The sequence below is a fragment of the Variovorax sp. OV329 genome (assembly GCF_900114785.1).
Taxonomy (GTDB): Bacteria; Pseudomonadota; Gammaproteobacteria; order Burkholderiales; family Burkholderiaceae_C; genus Variovorax.
This window is the reverse complement of the sequence record NZ_FOUG01000009.1, coordinates 151,485-170,558: the sequence shown is the minus strand read 5'-3', so window position 1 is coordinate 170,558 and position 19,074 is coordinate 151,485. Positions and strand designations below refer to the sequence as shown.

19 protein-coding genes are annotated in these 19,074 nt (G+C 67.1%); 8 read left to right on the top strand and 11 right to left on the bottom strand.

What is annotated here, in order from left to right:
* Positions 1-148: 148 nt before the first annotated feature.
* Together BM345_RS17130 and gshB are read left to right on the top strand one after the other, a co-directional pair.
* Positions 149-1,387 carry a benzoate/H(+) symporter BenE family transporter gene (locus BM345_RS17130; protein WP_093381382.1) on the top strand — a complete coding sequence of 413 codons (1,239 nt, stop codon included), beginning with the start codon at positions 149-151 and terminating at the stop codon, positions 1,385-1,387.
* Complete coding sequence (gshB, locus tag BM345_RS17125) at positions 1,384-2,337, top strand: glutathione synthase (RefSeq protein WP_093381380.1); 954 nt, start codon at positions 1,384-1,386, stop codon at positions 2,335-2,337. The genes BM345_RS17130 and gshB overlap by 4 nt, the downstream gene beginning before the upstream one ends.
* Before the next feature lie 84 nt (positions 2,338-2,421).
* Here gshB and BM345_RS17120 read toward each other — a convergent pair whose 3' ends face one another.
* The 3 genes from BM345_RS17120 to BM345_RS17110 all read right to left on the bottom strand — a co-directional run bounded on the left by BM345_RS17120 (position 2,422) and on the right by BM345_RS17110 (position 7,107).
* Positions 2,422-4,659, bottom strand: a complete 2,238-nt coding sequence (locus BM345_RS17120) for a TonB-dependent receptor (RefSeq protein WP_254789781.1) — start codon at positions 4,657-4,659, stop codon at positions 2,422-2,424.
* 147 nt (positions 4,660-4,806) lie between these two features.
* Positions 4,807-5,574, bottom strand: a complete 768-nt coding sequence (locus BM345_RS17115; protein ID WP_093381376.1) for a class II glutamine amidotransferase — start codon at positions 5,572-5,574, stop codon at positions 4,807-4,809.
* Positions 5,575-5,610: 36 nt separating this feature from the next.
* Positions 5,611-7,107 carry an MFS transporter gene (locus BM345_RS17110; protein ID WP_093381374.1) on the bottom strand — a complete coding sequence of 499 codons (1,497 nt, stop codon included), beginning with the start codon at positions 7,105-7,107 and terminating at the stop codon, positions 5,611-5,613.
* A gap of 112 nt (positions 7,108-7,219) precedes the next feature.
* On the opposite strand from BM345_RS17110, the gene BM345_RS17105 reads away from it, so the two are divergent.
* From BM345_RS17105 to BM345_RS17090, 4 genes are all read left to right on the top strand, one after another.
* Positions 7,220-8,413 carry a zinc-binding metallopeptidase family protein gene (locus BM345_RS17105; RefSeq protein ID WP_093381372.1) on the top strand — a complete coding sequence of 398 codons (1,194 nt, stop codon included), beginning with the start codon at positions 7,220-7,222 and terminating at the stop codon, positions 8,411-8,413.
* 350 nt (positions 8,414-8,763) lie between these two features.
* Positions 8,764-9,123 carry a PAAR domain-containing protein gene (locus tag BM345_RS30860; RefSeq protein ID WP_368086485.1) on the top strand — a complete coding sequence of 120 codons (360 nt, stop codon included), beginning with the start codon at positions 8,764-8,766 and terminating at the stop codon, positions 9,121-9,123.
* A gap of 10 nt (positions 9,124-9,133) precedes the next feature.
* On the top strand, positions 9,134-9,697 hold the full coding sequence (locus BM345_RS17095) for a PAAR domain-containing protein (RefSeq protein ID WP_093381368.1): 564 nt from the start codon (positions 9,134-9,136) through the stop codon (positions 9,695-9,697).
* A 91-nt stretch (positions 9,698-9,788) separates the two neighbouring features.
* On the top strand, positions 9,789-10,259 hold the full coding sequence (locus tag BM345_RS17090; RefSeq protein ID WP_254789780.1) for a hypothetical protein: 471 nt from the start codon (positions 9,789-9,791) through the stop codon (positions 10,257-10,259).
* 342 nt (positions 10,260-10,601) lie between these two features.
* Here the strand turns inward: BM345_RS17090 and BM345_RS17085 are convergent, their stop codons facing one another.
* From BM345_RS17085 to BM345_RS17055, 7 genes are all read right to left on the bottom strand, one after another.
* The gene (locus BM345_RS17085) at positions 10,602-11,858 is read right to left on the bottom strand and encodes a 6-phosphofructokinase (RefSeq protein ID WP_093381366.1); all 1,257 of its coding nucleotides are present in this window, start codon (positions 11,856-11,858) and stop codon (positions 10,602-10,604) included.
* Positions 11,855-12,103, bottom strand: a complete 249-nt coding sequence (locus BM345_RS17080) for a cysteine-rich CWC family protein (RefSeq protein WP_093381364.1) — start codon at positions 12,101-12,103, stop codon at positions 11,855-11,857. The genes BM345_RS17085 and BM345_RS17080 overlap by 4 nt, the downstream gene beginning before the upstream one ends.
* 72 nt (positions 12,104-12,175) lie before the next feature.
* Complete coding sequence (locus BM345_RS17075) at positions 12,176-12,781, bottom strand: class I SAM-dependent methyltransferase (protein WP_093381362.1); 606 nt, start codon at positions 12,779-12,781, stop codon at positions 12,176-12,178.
* 39 nt (positions 12,782-12,820) lie between these two features.
* The gene (locus BM345_RS17070; RefSeq protein ID WP_093381360.1) at positions 12,821-13,990 is read right to left on the bottom strand and encodes an acyl-CoA dehydrogenase family protein; all 1,170 of its coding nucleotides are present in this window, start codon (positions 13,988-13,990) and stop codon (positions 12,821-12,823) included.
* Between the two features lie 6 nt (positions 13,991-13,996).
* Positions 13,997-14,788 (bottom strand): enoyl-CoA hydratase-related protein, encoded by a 792-nt coding sequence (locus BM345_RS17065; RefSeq protein WP_093381358.1) that lies wholly within the window; start codon positions 14,786-14,788, stop codon positions 13,997-13,999.
* A 69-nt stretch (positions 14,789-14,857) separates the two neighbouring features.
* On the bottom strand, positions 14,858-16,036 hold the full coding sequence (locus tag BM345_RS17060; RefSeq protein WP_093381356.1) for an acetyl-CoA C-acetyltransferase: 1,179 nt from the start codon (positions 16,034-16,036) through the stop codon (positions 14,858-14,860).
* Between the two features lie 88 nt (positions 16,037-16,124).
* Positions 16,125-16,448 carry a DUF2917 domain-containing protein gene (locus tag BM345_RS17055; RefSeq protein ID WP_093381354.1) on the bottom strand — a complete coding sequence of 108 codons (324 nt, stop codon included), beginning with the start codon at positions 16,446-16,448 and terminating at the stop codon, positions 16,125-16,127.
* Positions 16,449-16,533: 85 nt separating this feature from the next.
* Between BM345_RS17055 and BM345_RS17050 the strand changes: the two genes are divergently transcribed.
* On the top strand, positions 16,534-17,469 hold the full coding sequence (locus BM345_RS17050; protein WP_093381352.1) for a LysR substrate-binding domain-containing protein: 936 nt from the start codon (positions 16,534-16,536) through the stop codon (positions 17,467-17,469).
* Between the two features lie 40 nt (positions 17,470-17,509).
* Positions 17,510-18,031, top strand: coding sequence for a GNAT family N-acetyltransferase (locus BM345_RS17045; RefSeq protein ID WP_093381350.1), 522 nt, complete (start codon positions 17,510-17,512; stop codon positions 18,029-18,031).
* Positions 18,032-18,043: 12 nt separating this feature from the next.
* Here BM345_RS17045 and BM345_RS17040 read toward each other — a convergent pair whose 3' ends face one another.
* Positions 18,044-19,072: a hypothetical protein gene (locus tag BM345_RS17040; RefSeq protein WP_093381348.1), complete on the bottom strand. Its 1,029-nt coding sequence runs from the start codon at positions 19,070-19,072 to the stop codon at positions 18,044-18,046.
* Between the last annotated feature and the right edge of the window lie 2 nt (positions 19,073-19,074).

Sequence of the window (19,074 nt, the reverse complement as noted above, 5' to 3'; positions counted from 1 at the left end):
GCTACCCTGCTTCGCTGGTCCGCCAACCCCCTGCGAGGGGGCGCACCCAGCGGCCCGACGAAGCCGGTTCCGCGGGCGCCCTGGTCTTTGGCTGCGGCGCATTTGCCCTGCGGGGCGCGATCTTTCACGGGCCGGCACAATCGCCGCCATGCGTTTTTTCAAGGACCTGAGCCTCTCGGCCTTCACCGCCGGCTTCGTCGCCGTGCTGGTGGGCTTCACCAGCTCGGTGGCCATCGTGTTCCAGGCGGCGCAGGCCTTCGGCGCCAACGCCGGCCAGATCGCCTCGTGGATGTGGGCGCTGGGCATCGGCATGGGCCTGGCCTCGATGCTGCCCTCGCTCCTGTGGAGGAAGCCGGTGATGATCGCCTGGAGCACCCCCGGCGCCGCGGTGCTGGCCGTGGCCGGCGCTGGCTTCTCGATGAACGAGGCGGTGGGCGCCTTCATGCTCAGCGCCGCGCTCATCACCGTGGCCGGCGCCACCGGCTGGTTCGAGCGGGTGATGAACCGCATCCCGATGGAGATCGCCTCGGCCCTGCTGGCCGGCGTGCTGGCGCGCTTCGGGCTGCAGGCCTTCCTGGCGGCGCAGACGGCGCTGCCGCTGGTGCTGCTGATGCTGGCCACCTACCTGGTCGCGCGGCGCCTGCTGCCGCGCTATGCGGTGCCGCTCACGCTGGTGGTGGCCATCGCCTTCGTCGCGGCGCGCGGCGAGCTGGCCTGGTCGGCGGTGCACTTCGAACTTGCGAAGCCGGTGTTCACCCTGCCCGCCTTCACCTGGCAGGCGGCAGTGAGCCTGGCGCTGCCGCTCTTCGTGGTGACCATGGCCTCGCAGAACCTGCCGGGCGTGGCGGCGATCCGTGCCGCGGGCTACCAGATGCCGATCTCCAGGCTGATCAGCTTCACCGGCGTGATGACCCTCCTGCTGGCGCCCTTCGGCGCCTTCGCGCTCAACCTCAGCGCCATCACCGCGGCCATCTGCATGGGCCGCGAGGCGCATGAAGATCCCGCGCGGCGCTACACCGCGGCCGTCTCCTGCGGCGCCATCTACGTGCTGATCGGCTTCTTCGGCGCGGCCGTGACCGGGCTGCTCACCGCCTTCCCCAAGGAACTGGTGGCGGCCATTGCCGGCCTGGCGCTGCTGGGCACCATCGGCAGTGGACTGGCATTGGCGGTGCGCGACGAATCGCATCGCGAGGCCGCACTCATCACCTTCCTCGTCACCCTGTCGGGCGTCACGGTGGCCGGCGTGGGCTCGGCCTTCTGGGGCGTGGTGGCCGGTGCGCTGGCACTGGCCATCCAGGGCCTGGGCCGGCGCACGCGGACCGCGCACCACGACAGCAACAGCAACAGCAGCAAGAACGAATCCGCAGGAAAGACCGCCTCGCCATGAACATCCTCATCGTTGCCGACCCCCTCGAACTCTTCAAGATCTACAAGGACACCACCTTCTCGATGATGCGGGAGGCGCAGCGCCGCGGCCACAAGCTCGCGGCCTGCGTGCCGCAGGACCTCGCCTGGCAGCGCGGCCGGCCGGTGACGGCCAAGGTGCGCGAGATCGTGCTCACCGGAGAGAAGGACGCGTGGTTCCGCGTCGAGACCTTGCGGGAAGTGCCGCTGCACGAATACGACGCGGTGCTGATGCGCAAGGACCCGCCCTTCGACGCCGAGTACATCTACGCCACGCACCTGCTGGAGCAGGCCGAGCGCGAGGGCGCGCGCGTGGTCAACAAGCCGCGCTCGCTGCGCGACCACCCGGAGAAGCTGGCGATCATGGAGTTCGCCGAGCACACGACGCCCACGCTGGTGACGCGCGATGCGCAGGCGGTGCGCGCCTTCCATGCAGAGCACCAGGACATCATTCTCAAGCCCCTGGACGGCATGGGCGGCATGGGCATCTTCCGCGTGAAGGCCGATGCGCTGAACCTGGGCTCCATCATCGAGACGCTCAACAAGGACGGCGCCGAGACGATCATGGTGCAGCGCTTCGTGCCCGACATCGTCAAGGGCGACAAGCGCGTGCTGGTCATCGACGGCAAGCCGGTGCCCTACAGCCTGGCGCGCATTCCGCAGGGCACGGAAGTGCGCGGCAACCTGGCGGCCGGCGGCCTGGGCGTGGCCCAGCCGCTCACGCCCGAGGACCTGAAGATCGCCGAGGCCATCGGCCCGGTGCTGGCCAAGCGCGGCCTGCTGCTGGTGGGCCTGGACGTGATCGGCGGCTCGCTCACCGAGATCAACGTGACCAGCCCCACCTGCTTCCAGGAAATCACCGAGCAGACCGGCTTCGACGTGCCGGCGATGTTCATCGACGCGCTGGAGAAGCTGGTGGCTTCGGGCAAGTAGCCGCACGCTCCACAAAAAGACAAAGGCTCGGCCGCCTTGCGGCGCCGGGCCTTAGTCTTTAGGACGCTGCGACGCGCCGGTCGATCAGAACTCCATGGTGGCCGTCAGGCTAAACGTGCGCGGATTGCCCAGCACCAAGTAGCCCGCGCCAGGGTAGCCACCCACCGATGCCCAGTAATCGCGGTCGGCGACGTTCTCGACACGGCCGCGCAAAGTAACCAGTTTGCCGCTCACGTCCATGACGTAGCGCGCGCCGAGGTCGAAGCGGCTCCAGCCCGGCACGCGCAGCGTGTTGGCCGAATCGGAATAGCTGCTCGAACTAGCGATCATGCGGCCTTCCAGCGTCAGCCCGCGTACGCCGATCACGTCCCACTCCAGGCCGAGGGTGCCCTGCGTGTTCGGCACGCCGATCACGCGCTTGCCATCGGTGAGCGCGTCGCCGGTGTCCTTCTGCTTGGCATCCAGGAAGGTGACGCCGCCGAGCACGCGGAACCCGCGCACCGGTTCGCCGAACACATTGAATTCCGCGCCCTGGTGATTGTCCTTGCCCTCGGCGACGAAGTAGCCGGCGCTGTTGCGCAGGGCGCGCGGCTTGTCGATGGTGAAGTAGGAGGCAGTGGCGCCCAGCGAGCCGCCGTCCCACTTCACGCCCACTTCCTTCTGCTTGGACACGTAGGGTGCGAGCTGCTCGCCGACGTTGAGCACCGGCTGGCCGGCGATCGTCGCGGGCGCCGTCTCGCCTGGAGACAGGGCCTCGACGTAGTTGCCGTAGACCGAGATTTCCGTGGTGGCCTTCCAGACCACGCCGCCGATCGGGCTGGTCTTGTTCTGGTCGTAGCCGCTTTGCAGGGCGCCGGTGTTGTAGGCGAAGCTTTCCAAGTCCATGGTCTGGTAGCGCGCGCCTACCGTGACCAGCAGCGTGTCGTTCAGGAAGCCCAGCGTGTCGCCGATGGCATAGCTGATCAGACGGTTCTTGTTTGTGGTGGCCGGGTTGTCCAGGTCGTTGCCGAAGCCGAACACATCGCTGCCTGCGCTGAAGGCGGGCTTCGGATAAATGACCGGGTTGTAGAGGTTGGTGGAGAACTGGTTGAAGAAGTCGTAGCGGAAGGCGTTCTTGCGGTTCTCGTCATAGTACGAGTACGCGCCCACCACCTGGTGCGATACCGAGCCGGTGTTGAACTTGCCCCGGATGCCGAGCTCGCCAGTCTGGATCTTGTCGCGGCGAGCGTTGTCGAAGCGGTAGAAGCTGCCGTCGCCGGTGGTGCCGTTGTTCACGCTCAGGCCGGCCAGGCTGTTGGCCTCGTAGCCATCGCGCATGCCGCCGGCGAACCAGGCCGTGACGTTGTCGGTGATGTCCACTTCGCCGCGCACCGTGCCGAAGGTGTCGCGCTCGTTCGAGTAGGTCCAGGGCTGCGCCCAGTTCTTTGAGGCGTCCGGCGCCGAGGGCACGACAGTGGCGGCGGCGATGTCGACGTTGGTACGGGTCTGGCTCAGGCGATGGTCCTGATAGCCGACGTCGGCCGACAGGCGCACGTTGCGACTGCGCCAGTCCAAGCCCACTGAGGCCACACTCATCTCGACATCCTCGTTGTCAACGCCGGTACCGCCGTCGCGGCGTGCGGCATTAACGCGGATACCCAGACTCTGGTCGGGGCCGAAGCGGCGCGATATGTCGGCAGCCCCGTACCACTGCGAGCCGCTGGACACGCCTAGCGTCAACGCGGTGAGCGGTTCATTGCCGGCGCGCTTTGGCAGCAGGTTGACGGAACCACCAATGCCGTCGCCACCGGGTGCTGCACCATTGAGGAACGCGCTCGGGCCGCGCAGCACCTCAACACGCTCGAACAAGTTGGACGAGATGTATTGACGCGGCAATAAGCCGTACAGGCCGTTATAGGCGATCGAGTCCGAACTCAGCAGGAAACCGCGGATGAAGTAGGTTTCCTGGAAATTGCCGAAGCCGCGCGCGACGCGCACCGACGGGTCGTTCTGCAGCACGTCCGCCACGCTCTTGGCCTGCTGGTTTTGGATCAGCTCGTTGGTAAAGCTCGTGGTTGTAAAGGGCGTACTCATGATGTCCTGGTTGCCCAGGATGCCCACCTTGCCCCCGCGCGCCACCTGGCCGCCCGCGAAGGGCTTGGTCAGGCCTTCGGCCGAGGCGTCTGCGCTGGCTTCCACCGTGATCGCGGTCAGGGTGCCTGCCGACGTCGCGGGCGCCGGGGCGGTGCCGGTCTGCGCGTAGGCGCCGAAGACCTGCGTGGCCGCGGCGGCTGCCAGCGCAATGGCGCGCAGGGTGAATCTGGAGGTGTGAGGAGCAGCCACGGCGGGACCTTTTAGTTCTTGCAAATGAGAATGCCTATTATTGAGGGTACGGCCGCGGCCACCCATGCCTTTGTCTTCATTTGCAGGACGTTCGACGCCGAAGCGCGTCTAGGTGTTGCGCGGAAGCACCGCGCAGGCGCATGCCAATCAGCCTGGCTGGAGGCGGCCGTCGACGAAAACGCGCAATTCACCCGGGGTGAAGGCCACCCAGTCCTCGTTGGTCGTGAGCGGCGTCGTGACCACCACCGCCACCCGGTCGGTGGGTGTGGTGTGCTGCGCGAAGTCGATCGACAGGTCCTCGTCCGCCAGTTGCGCCGCCGCGAAGGGATGGCGGCGCTCGACGTGCCACAGGTGCGTCGAGGCGTGGGCCCACAGCGCCTGCCCGTTGGACAGCATGAAGTTGAAGGTGCCGTGCTTTGCGATGCGCGGGGCCAGCTCCTTGAGGGTGAGCGTCAGCTCGTCCACGCTAGGCACGCCGGCATGCGACTTGGCCAGCTCCTGCATGATCCAGCAGAAGGCATGCTCGCTGTCGGTGTTGCCCACGGGGTGGAAGTTGCCGTGCAGGCGCGGGCGGAAGTCCTTCAGGTCGCCGTTGTGGGCGAACACCCAGTAGCGGCCCCACAGCTCGCGCACGAAGGGGTGGCAGTTCTGCAGGTTGATCTCGCCCTGCGTGGCCTTGCGGATGTGCGCCACCACGTTGCGGCTGCGGATGGGGTAGCGGCGGATCAGCTCGGCCACCGGCGACTCGCAGGCCGGCTGGTGGTCCACGAAGTGGCGCAGCCCGCGGTCCTCGAAGAAGGCGATGCCCCAGCCGTCGGCATGGTGGTCGGTGCGGCCCCCGCGCTGGGCGAAGCCCGTGAAGCTGAAGGTCACGTCCGTCGGCGTGTTGCAGTTCATTCCCAGCAGTTGGCACATCGCGTCATTAGAGCGCGAAAACGCGCCCGGGTTTTTTCAGCGCGCCTCGGGCGTGGGCGTCGGAGCCTGCGGCCGTTCGCGCAGCTGCCAGGCGGCGCAGATGGCCAGCGCGCAGATGCCGGCCAGCAGCATGAACACCTCGTCGAAGGCCGCCAGCCGCGCCGGGCTGGTGGCGGCATTGGCCAGCGAGTCGCCATGCGCGGCCAGCCGCCACTCCAGCACGATGGCGCACAGGCTCACGCCGGCCGCGCCGCCCAGCATGCGCACGAAGTTGATGGCGCTGGCGCCCTGGGGAATGAGCGGCTTGGCCAGCGGCCGCATCGAACCCAGGTTGAGCGAGGGCAGGATGAAGCCAAGCCCCAGCCGCCCGATGCCGGCAAAGAGCACCAGCAGCCAGATCGCGCTGCCCAGGTGGATCACCAGCATCAGCGCGAAGGAAGCGGTCAGCAGTGCCAGGCCGATGCTCACCAGCAGCCAGGTGGGCTGCCGGTCCGCCAGCCGCCCGACCCAGGCGATGGTCACGGCCAGCACGATGCCCGCCGGCAGCATGATGGTGCCCACGTACGAGGCCGACAGCTGCAGCCCCACCTGCATGTACACCGGCAGCAGGTAGGTCGAGCCGAACAGGGCGGTGCCGTAGATGAAGGCCACCACGCTGCCCATGGCGAACTGCCGGTAGCCGAACAGCGCCAGGTTCATCAGCGGCGCGCCGCCGTTGGCCGCCATGCGCTTCTGCCAGGCGATGAAGGCCACCAGCGACACCGCCGCCCCGACCAGCAGCCCGACGCTTTCCAGCGGCGTGCCGCCGCGCAGTTCCACCAGTCCGTTGAGCAGGCACAGCGTGCCCACCGTGGCCAGCGCCAGTCCGCCCCAGTCCAGCCGCGCGCCGCGCTCGGCGGTGATGCCGCCGGGCGCCGTGGTGGGCACGAACTTGTAGGCCGCCCACAGCGACACCAGGCAGAAGGGCACCACCATGAAGAAGATGGAGCGCCAGCCGAACAGGTCGACCAGCACGCCGCCGATGCTGGGCCCGATGGCCGGCGCCAGCACCACGCCCATGCCGAACAGCCCGCTGGCGCGGCCCTGCTCGTGCGGCTCGAAGGCGCGCAGGATGATGATGGCCGGAATGGGCTGCACCACCCCGGCCGCAAGACCTTCGGCCACCCGCGCGGCCAGCACCACCCAGAACTGCGTGGCCAGCCCGCCGACGATGCCGCCGGCCAGCAGCAGGACCATGGTGCCCACGTAGGTGCGCCGGTAGCCGAAGCGCCCCAGCAGCCAGGGCGTGGTGAGCATCGCCACTGTCATCGACACCATGAAGCCCGAGGTGACCCACTGCGCGCGCTCCTGCCCGAGCGAGAAGTGGTGGCTCATGCCCGGGATCGCCACGTTGACGATGGTGGAGGACATGATGGACGCCATCGTCCCCACCATGACCGAGAGCAGCAGGTACCAGCGGTAGCGCTCGCCGTAGCGCTCGCGCAGGGTGGGCATGGCCGGCGCGGCGGCGGGAGGGGGGATGTCGGGTTTCATCGAGGAGGCGGGCGTGCCGCTCGGGGCACTTCACCCCGAGGATATCGGCCTTTGCGCTGACAAGGCAGTCGCGTTGGCGCCCGCACAATGTCCGCGGAAAACAAGGGCCCCCATGTCAGAACTTGCCTCGACCGTACCGGGCGCCGCGCCCGCCGACACTCCCGCTGAACCGCTGGTCGCGCCCACCGTGAGCCGCGCCTACCAATGCCAGTGCGGGCGGCCGGTGTTCCTGCGCAACAGCCGCTGCCTGGCCTGCGCCACGCCCTTGGGCTTCGTGACCGAGCAGTTCGGTGTGCTGCCGCTGGCGCCGGTGGAAGGCAGCGAGCGCTTCACCGTGTTCGGCGATCCGCAGGGACCGCAGTACCTGCGCTGCGCCAATTTCCTGAGCGCCTCGGGCTGCAACTGGATGGTGCCGGCCGAGGCGGTGGAGGGCGAGGCGCCCGACCCCGCGGCCCACGGCCTTTTGCCGGGCATGTGCCTGGCGTGCAGCACCACCCGCACCATTCCGGACCTGTCGGTGCCCGAGAACCCGCAGCGCTGGAACCTGCTGGAGCAGGCCAAGCGGCGCCTGATCTCGCAACTGCTGGCGCTGGGCCTGCCGGTGACCACGCGGGTGAGCGACCCGGTGCATGGCCTGGCCTTCGACTTCCTCTCGGAGATGCCCGGCCTGCCGGTGCTCACCGGCCACGCCGGCGGCACCATCACGCTGAACGTGGCCGAGGCCGACGACGCCGTGCGCGAGCAGGTGCGCGCGCAGATGGGCGAGCCCTACCGCACCCTGCTGGGCCACTTCCGCCACGAGATCGGCCACTACTACTGGGACCTGCTGGTGGCCCCGCGCGAGGACTGGCTGACGGCCTTCCGCGAGCTCTTCGGCGACGAGCGCGAAGACTATGCGCAGGCGCTGCAGCAGCATTACCAGGAGGGTCCGAAGCCCGACTGGGCCTCCAGCTACATCAGCTCCTACGCCGCCGCCCATCCCTGGGAGGACTGGGCCGAGACCTGGGCGCACTACCTGCACATGGCCGACACGGCCGACACGGCACTGAGCTTCGGTGTCAATGCGCTGAAGGTGGAAATTGCGGACGACGACCTCTTCCACTCGGCCGACCTGTGGCAGCCGGACGATCCCGATGCCGGCCACTTCCTGGATTTCCTCAACGGCTGGGTGCGGCTCACGCACGTGCTCAACGAGTTCGCCCGCAGCATGGGGCAGCACGACACCTACCCCTTCGCGCTGCCGCATGCCGTGGTGCGCAAGCTGCAGTTCGTGCACCAGCTCGTGACGCAGCGGCGCGAACCCTGAAGTGGTTCCAAGAATAGAAGAACGGCCCCGGGCATGCTCTGGAGCCGGGGCCGACCGATCGTTCGCGGTGTGCCTGGCTCGCTTCGCGAAGTACACCACTCCTGGCCCCCTATCAAGTGCTACGCGGGACCGTCGAATTTTGAGTATTTGACAGGCTCCCCGATTAATTTGCTTTTGCAAAAAAAGCTTTCGCCAGTTTTTTTTGACTGAAGCGGCTTGCCAAAAAAGGGGCGGCATATCTAGAATTTTGATTTTCAACTTGCAAGGGGGCTTGTGATGCAGTCAGGTTTCAATTTTATTGAAAAGTCAAATGACGAATCATGGGGAGAATATGCAATTCGTTATAAAAAGTGTCATGCAGAATACCTGGCGAGCCTCACTTTAATAAGTTGTCACTGGATCGCAACTGTTGGCGCAGAGACCCACGAGGGGGCGCAGTCGTCAGCGCTTCGAGCAAAATGAATATGGACGGACGGGAAGTTGCGCTTGTGGGCGACGTCGTTAACTATCCTGATGGGAGAGAGGAAAGCATCACTTCAGGTGCCGGCATTGGAGCAGTTGTGGAGGGGCGATCGGCTGCCGTCGTGGGTAGTCACGTCAGTGGCGGTGATCGAATTGTGAGCACACCCGTCCAAGTCGCTCGAATTTGCATCTACGAGGAGTTGCCAGTTTCCGGGTTTCTGATTGAAGGCTTTCGTCAATCGAAATAGGAGGCATCGCATGGCTTCATTCGGCCGATTGACTTTTAGCAATGGCAAGAGCCAGTCCGTCGTCGGAGATAAGACGACACACGGTGGTGTGGCCATTTCCGGCACCGATGCCCAAAGCTGGAACGACCTCCCAGTATTGAAGTTGGGTGATCTCGTTTTTTGTCCAGTGCACGGGGTGAACAAGATCATTGAGGGTCTTCCAAGCAATACGTGGAATGGAATTCCGCTTTGCTATGATGGATGCAAAACGGAATGCGGCTCGCAATTAATTGCAGAACAGGCCCCCGCTCGCACGCTCCTTGTGGCAAAAAGAACGCTTGAGTTCGCTGAGGGTGGAACTCACGATCTCCAATTCAAAGTAATCGTTGAATCTTCCCAGAAGGCGTTCGCATTTTTGCCCTATAAGGTCACCCTCGACGATGGTCGCGAGTATCACGGCGTTACGGATATCTTCGGAATGACCAATTCAATTTACGCGGATGCACCGCAGGTTGCAACAATCGAGGTTCCTTTTTATGGCGACAAGACAAGCACGACTGACTCCGACAGCGGATCGAGCACCTGCTGTCGTTAGCATAGCGAGAGAGTTAAGTGGCCCGCAGTGGTGCGCCCGTTTTCCCGGTAGTAGGCAAATAGATGATCTGCATCAGCCTTTCAAGTCAAACATGAGTTCGTTCAAAACCGCCTTGGATGCCGCTGGTGCGACTGTAATAATTTCGGCAACCTTCAGGCCTCCAGAGCGTGCGTATTTGATGCATTGGTCATGGAGAATTGCAAATGGAGCCAAACCGGAGTCTGCGGCGAGCATGAACGGAGTGAATATTGAATGGGTTCACCCAACGGATGCGGCGTCGAGGAAGGCTGCCGAAGAAATGGTGACTGCCTTTCAAATGAATGGATTGCAGGTCGCGCCGGCGCTTCAGTCGAGGCATACGGAGGGCGCGGCGATTGATATGAACATCAGTTGGAGCGATGGTTTGGAGATCAGGAGCAGCGATGGTTCCGCACAAACCATTGAATCCACCCCTCGAACCGGAATGAATGCCGAGTTGCACAAGGTCGGCGCAACTTACGGCGTCCTGAAATTCTCCGGTGGAGCGGCAGATAGGCCGCATTGGTCTGACAATGGGCACTAGAAGGACTCTCTTTTGGGTCGCACTCGTCCTTGTTCAGGCGAGTTGTTCTGGATCGACACCGCCGGACGAAATCGAAAGCTTCATCGCACGGCGAAGTACATGCGACACCTTGCGTGGGGAGGAGCCGCCTGAAGATGTTCAGGAATCGAAGAGGTGGGTAAGCTCGGTCAATGACGCTTGCAAAGGGCTTGACGAGATTCTTGAAAATCTAAAAGCGAAGTACCGGGGTACAAGAGCGGCCGCCGAACGGCTCGGAAGTTACACAAAAATCAATGAATGACAGGGTGTCATGCGCCGCACTCGCTCATGGCGTAGCCGCATTAGCTGATGCAGGTGCTCAAGTCAGCTCCGCTCGAAGGGCGCTAGCTTCTTCTGCACCGATTTCAGCGCGAGGGTCGCGTACACCGGCATCCCATTGCGGTACGCCGGATAGTCCTCGCCCTCGATCAGCGGCAGCAGGTAGCGGCGGCAGGCCTCGGTGATGCCGTAGCCGTCGGGCGAGATGAAGTCGCGCGGCATCTTCTTCTCGGTGTTGGCCACCTGGTCCAGCGGCGCGCTGCCGATGCGCCAGGCGTAGGGCGAGTCGGAAGTGCGCTCGATGCAGGGCATGACCGCGTTCTTCCCCTCCAATGCCAGTTCCACCGCGCGCTGGCCCACGGCGTAGGCCTGCTCCACGTCGGTGGCCGAGGCGATGTGCCGCGCCGAGCGCTGCAGGTAGTCGGCCACGGCCCAGTGGAACTTGTAGTCCAGCGCGTCCTTCACCATCTGCGCCACCACCGGCGCCGCGCCGCCGAGCTGCGCGTGGCCGAAGGCATCGCGCGAGCCCTGCTCGGCCAGGAAGCTGCCGTCCGCGTGATGGCAGCCCTCGGACACCACCACCGTGCAGTAGCCGTGGTGCTTCACCAGCGCATCGACGCGCGCGAGGAAGCCCGCCTGGTCGAACTCGATCTCGGGAAAGAGCACCACCACCGGAATGCCGTGGTCCGCCGCCAGCGCGCCGGCCGCGGCGATCCAGCCGGCATGGCGGCCCATGACCTCCAGCACGAAGACCTTGGTGGAACTGGCGGCCATGGAGCGCACGTCGAATGACGCTTCCAGCGTGGACACCGCCACGTACTTGGCCACCGAGCCGAAGCCGGGGCAGCAGTCGGTCAGCGGCAAGTCGTTGTCGATGGTCTTGGGCACGTGGATGGCCTGCAGCGCATAGCCCATCGACTGCGAGAGCTGGCTCATCTTGAAGCAGGTGTCGGCCGAGTCGCCGCCGCCGTTGTAGAAGAAATAGCCGATGCCGTGCGCCTTGAAGACCTCGATGAGCCGCTCGTACTCGCGCCGGTTCTTCTCCAGCGACTTGAGCTTGTAGCGGCAGGAGCCGAAGGCGCCGGCCGGCGTGCTGCGCAGCGCGGCGATGGCCTCGTCGGATTCCAGGCCGGTGTCGATCAGGTCCTCGTCCAGCGCGCCCAGGATGCCGTTGCGCCCGGCGTAGACCTTGCCGATGCGGTCGGGATGCCGCCGCGCGGCCTGGATCACGCCGCAGGCCGAGGCGTTGATGACGGAGGTCACGCCTCCGGACTGGGCGTAGAAGGCATTGGTCTGGCTCATGGGGTGTTCTCCTTGGCAGCGAGCGCCTTGGCGCTGCAGTCGGCGCAGATGCAGGCGACGTTGCGCGCGTGCTGGGGCAGGGCGCCCAGCAGTTCGGGCGTGAAGTTGGCGCCCATGCACCAGCAGGGCGGCTGCGCCACGCCGGTTTCGCGCGCGACTTCCATCGCGCAGCGGTTGAGCTGCCCGCAGACGGGGCAGCGCGCGGGGTCGATGGCTGGCAAAGGCTGGCCGTTCGTGGCGCTCATGGCCCCATTGTTCCGCAATTGCGCCGGTGCGCCCAATGGCCGGGTGCCGCCCCTGCCGGCCTCGTCGTCAACTCAGTCCGTCGCGCTTTCCAGCGCGAAGACCGGCACGTCCGATTGCCGGCTCAGCCACACGCCGCCGCCCATCTCCTTGAAGTGCCGCGCCAGGCCGTGCCGGTAGGTGTCGGCGCGGTGGCGGAACAGCTGCGGGTCGGTGAGGTCCTCGTCGACGATGTCGCGCTCGTAGTCCTCGCGCGTCACCACTTCCATGTAGAGCGCGCCCCGGCAGAGCGTGCCCAGGTTGCGCAGCGCACGCTTGAGGTCCTGCGGGTTCAGGTAGGCCAGCACGCCCTGGCAGATGACGAGGTCGAAGGGCGCCTTGGCCTGGTAGTCCACCACCGAGCCGCGCTCCCAGCCGTAGCGCTCGCACAGGTACTGGCTGATCTCCACGCCCTGGAAGCTGGCCTGCGGAAAGTGCCGCGCCACGATGTCGCGCCACAGCCCGATGCCGCAGCCCACGTCCAGCACGCGCTCCACCGGCACGCGCAGGTACTTGAGGTAGTTGCACACGAAGTCGCCCAGCCGCTCGATGTGCTGGGGGTCGGCCACGCTGGTCTTCTTGTCGAAGTAGTAGCGCTGGTAGTAGGACTCGCCGAAGGTGGCGGCATCGGCTGATTGCATGATGGAGCCATCCTACCCCGGCCCGCCGTCGCGGCTGCTTTAGCGCGGCGCGCCCAGGCCCATCGCCCGCGTGATCACTTCCTTCATGATCTCGTTGGTGCCGCCGTAGATGCGCTGCACGCGCGCATCGGCGTAGGCGCGGGTCACCGGGTACTCCCATATGTAGCCGTAGCCGCCGAAGAGCTGCACGCACTCGTCCATCACCTTGCACTGCAGGTCCGAGCACCAGTACTTGGCCATGCTGGCGGTCGCGGTGTCCAGCTTCTCGACCATCAGCAGCTCGATGCACTTGTCGACGAAGACCTGTGCCACCTGCACCTCGGTCTGCAGCTCGGCCAGGGTGTAGCGCGTGTTCTGGAAGGCGGCCACCGGCTGGCCGAACACGTGGCGTTCCTTCACGTAGGCCACGGTCTGCTCGATGGCTGCCTGCGAAGCCGCCACCGCGCTGATGGCGATCTGCAGGCGCTCCCAGGGCAGCTGCTCCATCAGGCAGATGAAGCCCTTGCCCTCCATGGCCGCGCCGCCCAGCAGCTGGTCGGCCGACAGGCGCACGTCGTTGAAGAAAAGCTCCGAGGTGTCCTGCGCCTTCAGGCCCAACTTCTTCAGGCGCTTGCCCTTCTCGAAGCCCGGCATGCCGCGCTCGACCAGGAAAAGGCTGGTGCCCTTGGCGCCGGCCGCGGGGTCGGTCTTGGCCACCACGATCACCAGATCGGCGTGCCAGCCATTGGTGATGAAGGTCTTGCTGCCGTTGAGCACGAAGCTGCCGTCGGACTGCTTCACCGCGCTGCTGCGCACCGCCTGCAGGTCGGAGCCGGCCGAGGGTTCGCTCATGGCGATGGCGCCGATCATCTCGCCGCTGGCCAGCCTGGGCAGGTAGTTACTCTTCTGCTCGGGCGTGCCGTAGCGCAGGATGTAGGGCGCTACGATCTCGCTGTGCAGCCCCCATCCGATGCCGGTCTGGCCGGCAGCCCACAGCTCCTCGAACTGGATCACCGAATACAGCAGGTCGGCACCCGCGCCGCCGTATTCCTCGGGCAGCGACATGCACAGGAAGCCGTTCTCGCCGGCCTTGTTCCAGACCTCGCGGGCCACGTAGCCCTGGTCTTCCCATTCCTCGTGGAAGGGCGCGATCTCCTTGGCCATGAAGCGGCGCAGGCTGTCGCGGAAGGCCAGGTGCTCGGGCGAGAAGAGGGTGCGTTCGATGGTCATGGCGTTTCAGCGGCCGGGGAACACCGGCGCGCGTTTTTGCAGGAAGGCGGCCACGCCCTCGGCGAAGCTGGGCTGATCGATGAGTTCGCGCTGGCGCTCGCTCTCGTAGTGAAGCTGCTCGGGCAGCGTGTGGCGGGCCGAGGCTTCCAGGGCCTGGCGCGCCTCGAGCACTGCGTGCGCCGGCAGGCGGGCCAGGCGCTGCGCGATCTTCTGCGCTTCCAGCAACAGAAGCTCGTCGTCGAAGGCGGCCCAGATCAGGCCCCATTGCACCGCTTTCTCCGCATCCAGCCGCTCGTCGAGCAGCGCCATGCCCATGGCGCGCGCCGGCCCCACCAGGCGCGGGATGGCCCAGGTGCAGCCCAGGTCCGGCACGATGCCCAGCTTGGGCAAGAAGGGCAGGTAGAAGTAGGCGCTCTTCGCCGCGATCACGACGTCGCAGGCCAGCGCCAGGCCCACGCCCGCGCCGGCAGCCGGGCCGTTGACCGCGCACAGCACCGGCACCGGCATCGTGCGCAGGTCCTGGATCAGCGGGTGGCTCAGCGTCTGCATCCATTCGGCGGTGGCGTCGCCCAGGCTCTGGCCGCCGGTGTTGCGCATGGTGCCCAGGTCGGCGCCCACGCAGAAGGCCTTGCCGCTGCCGGTGAGCACCAGCGCGCGCACGCTCTTGTCGTCACGGACGCGGGCCAGTTGCGCGCGCAACTCCTGCTGCAGTTCGGCGGCGATGGGGTTGAGCTTGTGCGGCAGGTTCAGGCTGAGGGTGGCGATGCCATCCTCGACGTCGCAGAGTACCGTCGACATGTCAGCGTCAGCCCGGCCGCCCGCTCGGGCGGCCTCGATACACGAAGTGATGAGCGTGGGGGCTCATGATCAAAGCCGCTCGACGATGGTCACGTTCGCCATGCCGCCGCCTTCGCACATGGTCTGCAGTCCGTAGCGCTTGCCGCGCTTGTGCAGCGCGTTGACCAGCGTGGTCATCAGCTTGGTGCCCGAGGCGCCCAGCGGATGGCCCAGCGCGATGGCGCCGCCGTTCACGTTGATGCGCGCGGGGTCGGCGTCCAGCGTCTGCAGCCAGGCCAGCGGCACCGGTGCGAAGGCCTCGTTGACCTCGTACAGGTCGATGTCCTGGATCTTCATGCCCGCCTTCTGCAGCGCACGCGCCGTGGCGGGGATGGGCGCCTCCAGCATGATCACCGGGTCGTGCCCCAGCATGCTCATGTGGTGGATGCGCGCCAGCGGCTTCACGCCCAGCGCCTTCAGGCCGCGCTCGTTGACCACCAGCACGCCGCTGGCGCCGTCGCAGATCTGGCTGGCGCTGGCAGCCGTGCAGCGGCCGCCCTCGCGGATCAGCTTCACCCCGGCGATGCCCTCCAGGCTGGCTTCGAAGCGGATGCCTTCGTCCTGCGCATGCATCTGGCCGCTGCCCTGGCCCTCGGCGGTGAGCACCTCGATGGAAATGATCTCCCCGTCGAAGGCGCCGGCCTTCACGGCGGCGATGGCGCGCTCGTGGCTTTGCAGCGCATAGCGGTCCAGCGCGACCTTCTCGAGGCCGTACTTCACCGCGATCATCTCGGCGCCGGTGAACTGGCTGAACTCCACGCCGGGGTAGCGCGCCTGCATGCCCGGGCTCATGTAGATGCCCAGGCCTGCCTTCTGCGGCAGCGCGTTGGGGGTGAACATGGGCACGCGCGTCATGCTTTCCACGCCGCCGGCGATCACCGCGTCCATGCTGCCGGACATTACGGCCTGCGCCGCGAAGTGCAGCGCCTGCTGCGAGGAGCCGCACTGCCGGTCCACCGAGGTGCCGGGAACCGACTCGGGCAGCTTCGATGCCAACACCGCGTTGCGCGCCACGTTGGTGGCCTGCTCGCCCACCTGGCTCACGCAGCCGAGGATCACGTCCTCCACGGCCGCCGGGTCGATGCCGCTGCGCGTCACCAGCGCATCGATGACCTGGGCCGCCAGGTCCACCGGATGCCATCCGGCCAGCTTGCCGCCGCGCCGGCCACCGGCGGTGCGCGCGATGGCGACGATATATGCCTCTGCCATGTTCGACTCCTTCGAGAAAAACGCGAATGCCGCCTGCGGGGCGGCACGGGACGAAAGGGTCGATGGTTCGGCGGCAGCCCGCCCCGGGTCAAGCCGGGGACAACCCGCGCGGCACGAGTCGCACGTGCGACGCCGAGGTCCCGCGTGGCGTGGCAGGCAGCGGCATGGCGGCGGGCAGCGCGTGCGACACGCGGATGCTCGAGGGCTCGAAGGCGGACACCAGCACGCGCCGGTGGATGTCGCCGACGAATCGCTCGCCCGGTTCCAGCACCAGGTCGCGCGTGTCGTCGTCCAGGGTCAGCCAGACGCAGCCGCTCTGGCATTCGATGTCCACGCCGGCGATGTCCGCCACCGTGAAGATGGCATGGCGCGGCAACTCGATCTTGAAGGTGGAGACAGCTTCGGTGCGCATGGGAAAACACTCCTTCGCATTCATCATGAGAATGAATATAGTGAGCCGATTCCCGTACGTCACACGATCATTCGGAACTCATTGCATGCGTCCAGAGAATGTGAAGCCCCTTTCACCCGGGCACGACCTCCCGCCGCTGGAATTGCTGGTCAGCTTCGACGCCGCGGCCCGCACCCTGAGCTTCACCAAGGCCGCCGAGGCGCTGCACCTGACCCAGTCCGCCGTCAGCCGCCAGATCGCGCAGCTGGAGGAGGGCCTGGGCGTGCTGCTCTTCGAGCGCCGCCACCGCGCGATCGTGCTCACCGACCCCGGCCGCATCCTGCAGCGCGCCGCGGTGGAATGCCTGGAGCGCCTGCGCGACGCCACGGCCCGCATCCGCGCGGTGCAGGCGCCGCGCCAGCTGGCCATGACCTGCACGCCGGGCTTCGCCTCGCTGTGGCTCATTCCGCGCCTGGCGCACTTCACCGCCAGCCATCCTCAGGTGGACGTGCGGGTGTCCGCCTCCCTCGAAGTGGTGGACGACCTGGACCGCGCCCGGCTCGACCTGGCGGTGCGCTTCGTGCCCATCGCCCGCGGCACCGGGCCGGCCCTGTTCGAGGAATCGGTGATGCCGCTGTGCGCACCCGCCATCGCCGCCGCGCTGCGCGAGCCCGCCGACCTGGCGCAGCAGACCCTGCTGACCATCGACGCGCCCGGCATGGGCTTGGCGCCCACGATGGACTGGGACCCGTGGCTGGAGATCATGCGGCTGAAGGACCTGCGCATGAAGAGCACGGTGCGCTTCACCCATTACACCGACGCGGTGGCGGCCGCCGTGGCGGGGCAGGGCGTGGTGATCGGCCGCATGCCCCTGCTCGCCGAGATGCTGCGCGAGGGCCGGCTGGTGGCGCCATTCGGCGCGGGTGCCATCTCCAGCCGCGGCTACTACATCGAGACCTCGCGGCGCGGCCACGCCAACGCCGATGCGCAGGACTTCATCCGCTGGCTGCGCGCCGAGGCGGAGCTGGCGCAGCGCAGCTGATCGCCCGTATGCTGGCGCGGCCACTCCACCAAGGCCCGCCATGCCGCTGCCTCTTTCGCTGACCCTGCGCGATGCCCGCCGCGTCACCGTGCGCGAGATCCGGCCCGAAGACCGCGAGGGCTTGCACGCGGCCGTGCTCAGCCTCTCGCCCGACGCGCGCTACACCCGCTTCATGACGGCAGTGCGCGACCTGCCGGAGCACACCTACGAGGCGGCCACGCACCCCGAGCCGCAGCGCGAGTTCGCGCTGGTGGTGCTGCCCGAGGAAGGCGAGGCGCGGCCCATCGTGGCCGGCGCGCGCTACGCGTCGGCGGCCGGCAGCGACTGCTGCGAGTTCGCCATCACCATCCTGGACGACTGGCAGGGGCAGGGCCTGTCGACGCCCTTGATGAACACGCTGATCGACGCCGCGCGGGCGCATGGCTTTCGCACCATGGAGGGCTACGTGCTCTCCGCCAACGCGCCGATGCGGCGGCTGGCGAAGCGGCTGGGATTTTCGGAATCGGCCTGCCCCGACGATGCGAGCACGCGCATCGTCAAGCTGGCACTGGCGAAGGACTGAGGCGCGTCAGGCTCAGAGCAGGCGCTCGGCGTTGTCGAGCGGGTTCACGGCGCGCGGCACGTCGGCCCGCGCGATCTTCAGCAGCGCCAGCGCGCGCTGCTGCGGTGGGTTGCCGGGCACGCGCGCCAGCCTGAATTCCAGCACCTGGCTCCCGGCTTCGTCGCCCACGCCGTGTTCCACGACGACGTTCATGCGGTCCAGGCGGCGTTTCTCGGTCGAGACCTGCAGCAGCGTGGGGGCGTTGGCGAAGGTCTCGCACAGCGTGTCGAGCTGGCGAGACAGTACCTCGGAGCGCGGGCCCAGGTCCTTGAGGCGCTGCTCGTTTTCTTCCACCTCGGCGCGTACGCGGGCCATCTCGCCCGGGTCGGCGGCCTCGTCCTCGGCGCCCACCATGCCGCGCAGGCCCGCGCCCTGGCGCTCGAGCAGGCGCAGCCGGGTCGCGAGCAGGGCCCGGTCGTGCTCCAGGTCCTCGCGCATCGAGGTGTCGGCTGCCACCTTGGCCAAACCTTCGATGGCCAGCTGGTCGATCATGCGGCGCGTCACTTCTTCTCGCAGTTCGTCCTCGTCAGCGCCGCACAGGCGGATGTGGTGGTCCGAGAAGCCCAGCGTGGTCTGCCGCACGTCCGATCGCGTCTGCTCGCCCACCTGGGCCACGCCCAGGGTGCGGCGCTCGTTCATTGCCATGCCCATCACCGCGAAGGCCGTGTCGGCGCCGGCGTTCTCGTCGAAGAAAGCGCGCAGCGTGCGCGAGCGGGCCAGCACCTGGCCGATGTCGTCGGCCGCGGCGAAATAGGCCCGCATGTAGGGGTCGCCGGACCAGGCCGCGGTGGTGGCCTCGTGCGCACGCGGCACGCCCGCCACCAGCGCGCTGATGTGGGCGAGCGCGGGCGCCAGCGCGTCGGCCAGCCGGGCCTCGCAACGCGGGGCCAGGCGCAGCCGCGCATGCATCTCCAGCACCCGGGCGACCGTCTGCGGCACGCGCGGATCCTGCGGCGCGTGGTCCGCGTCCTTGCCGCCGAAAATCCGGCCGAGCAGGCCCATGC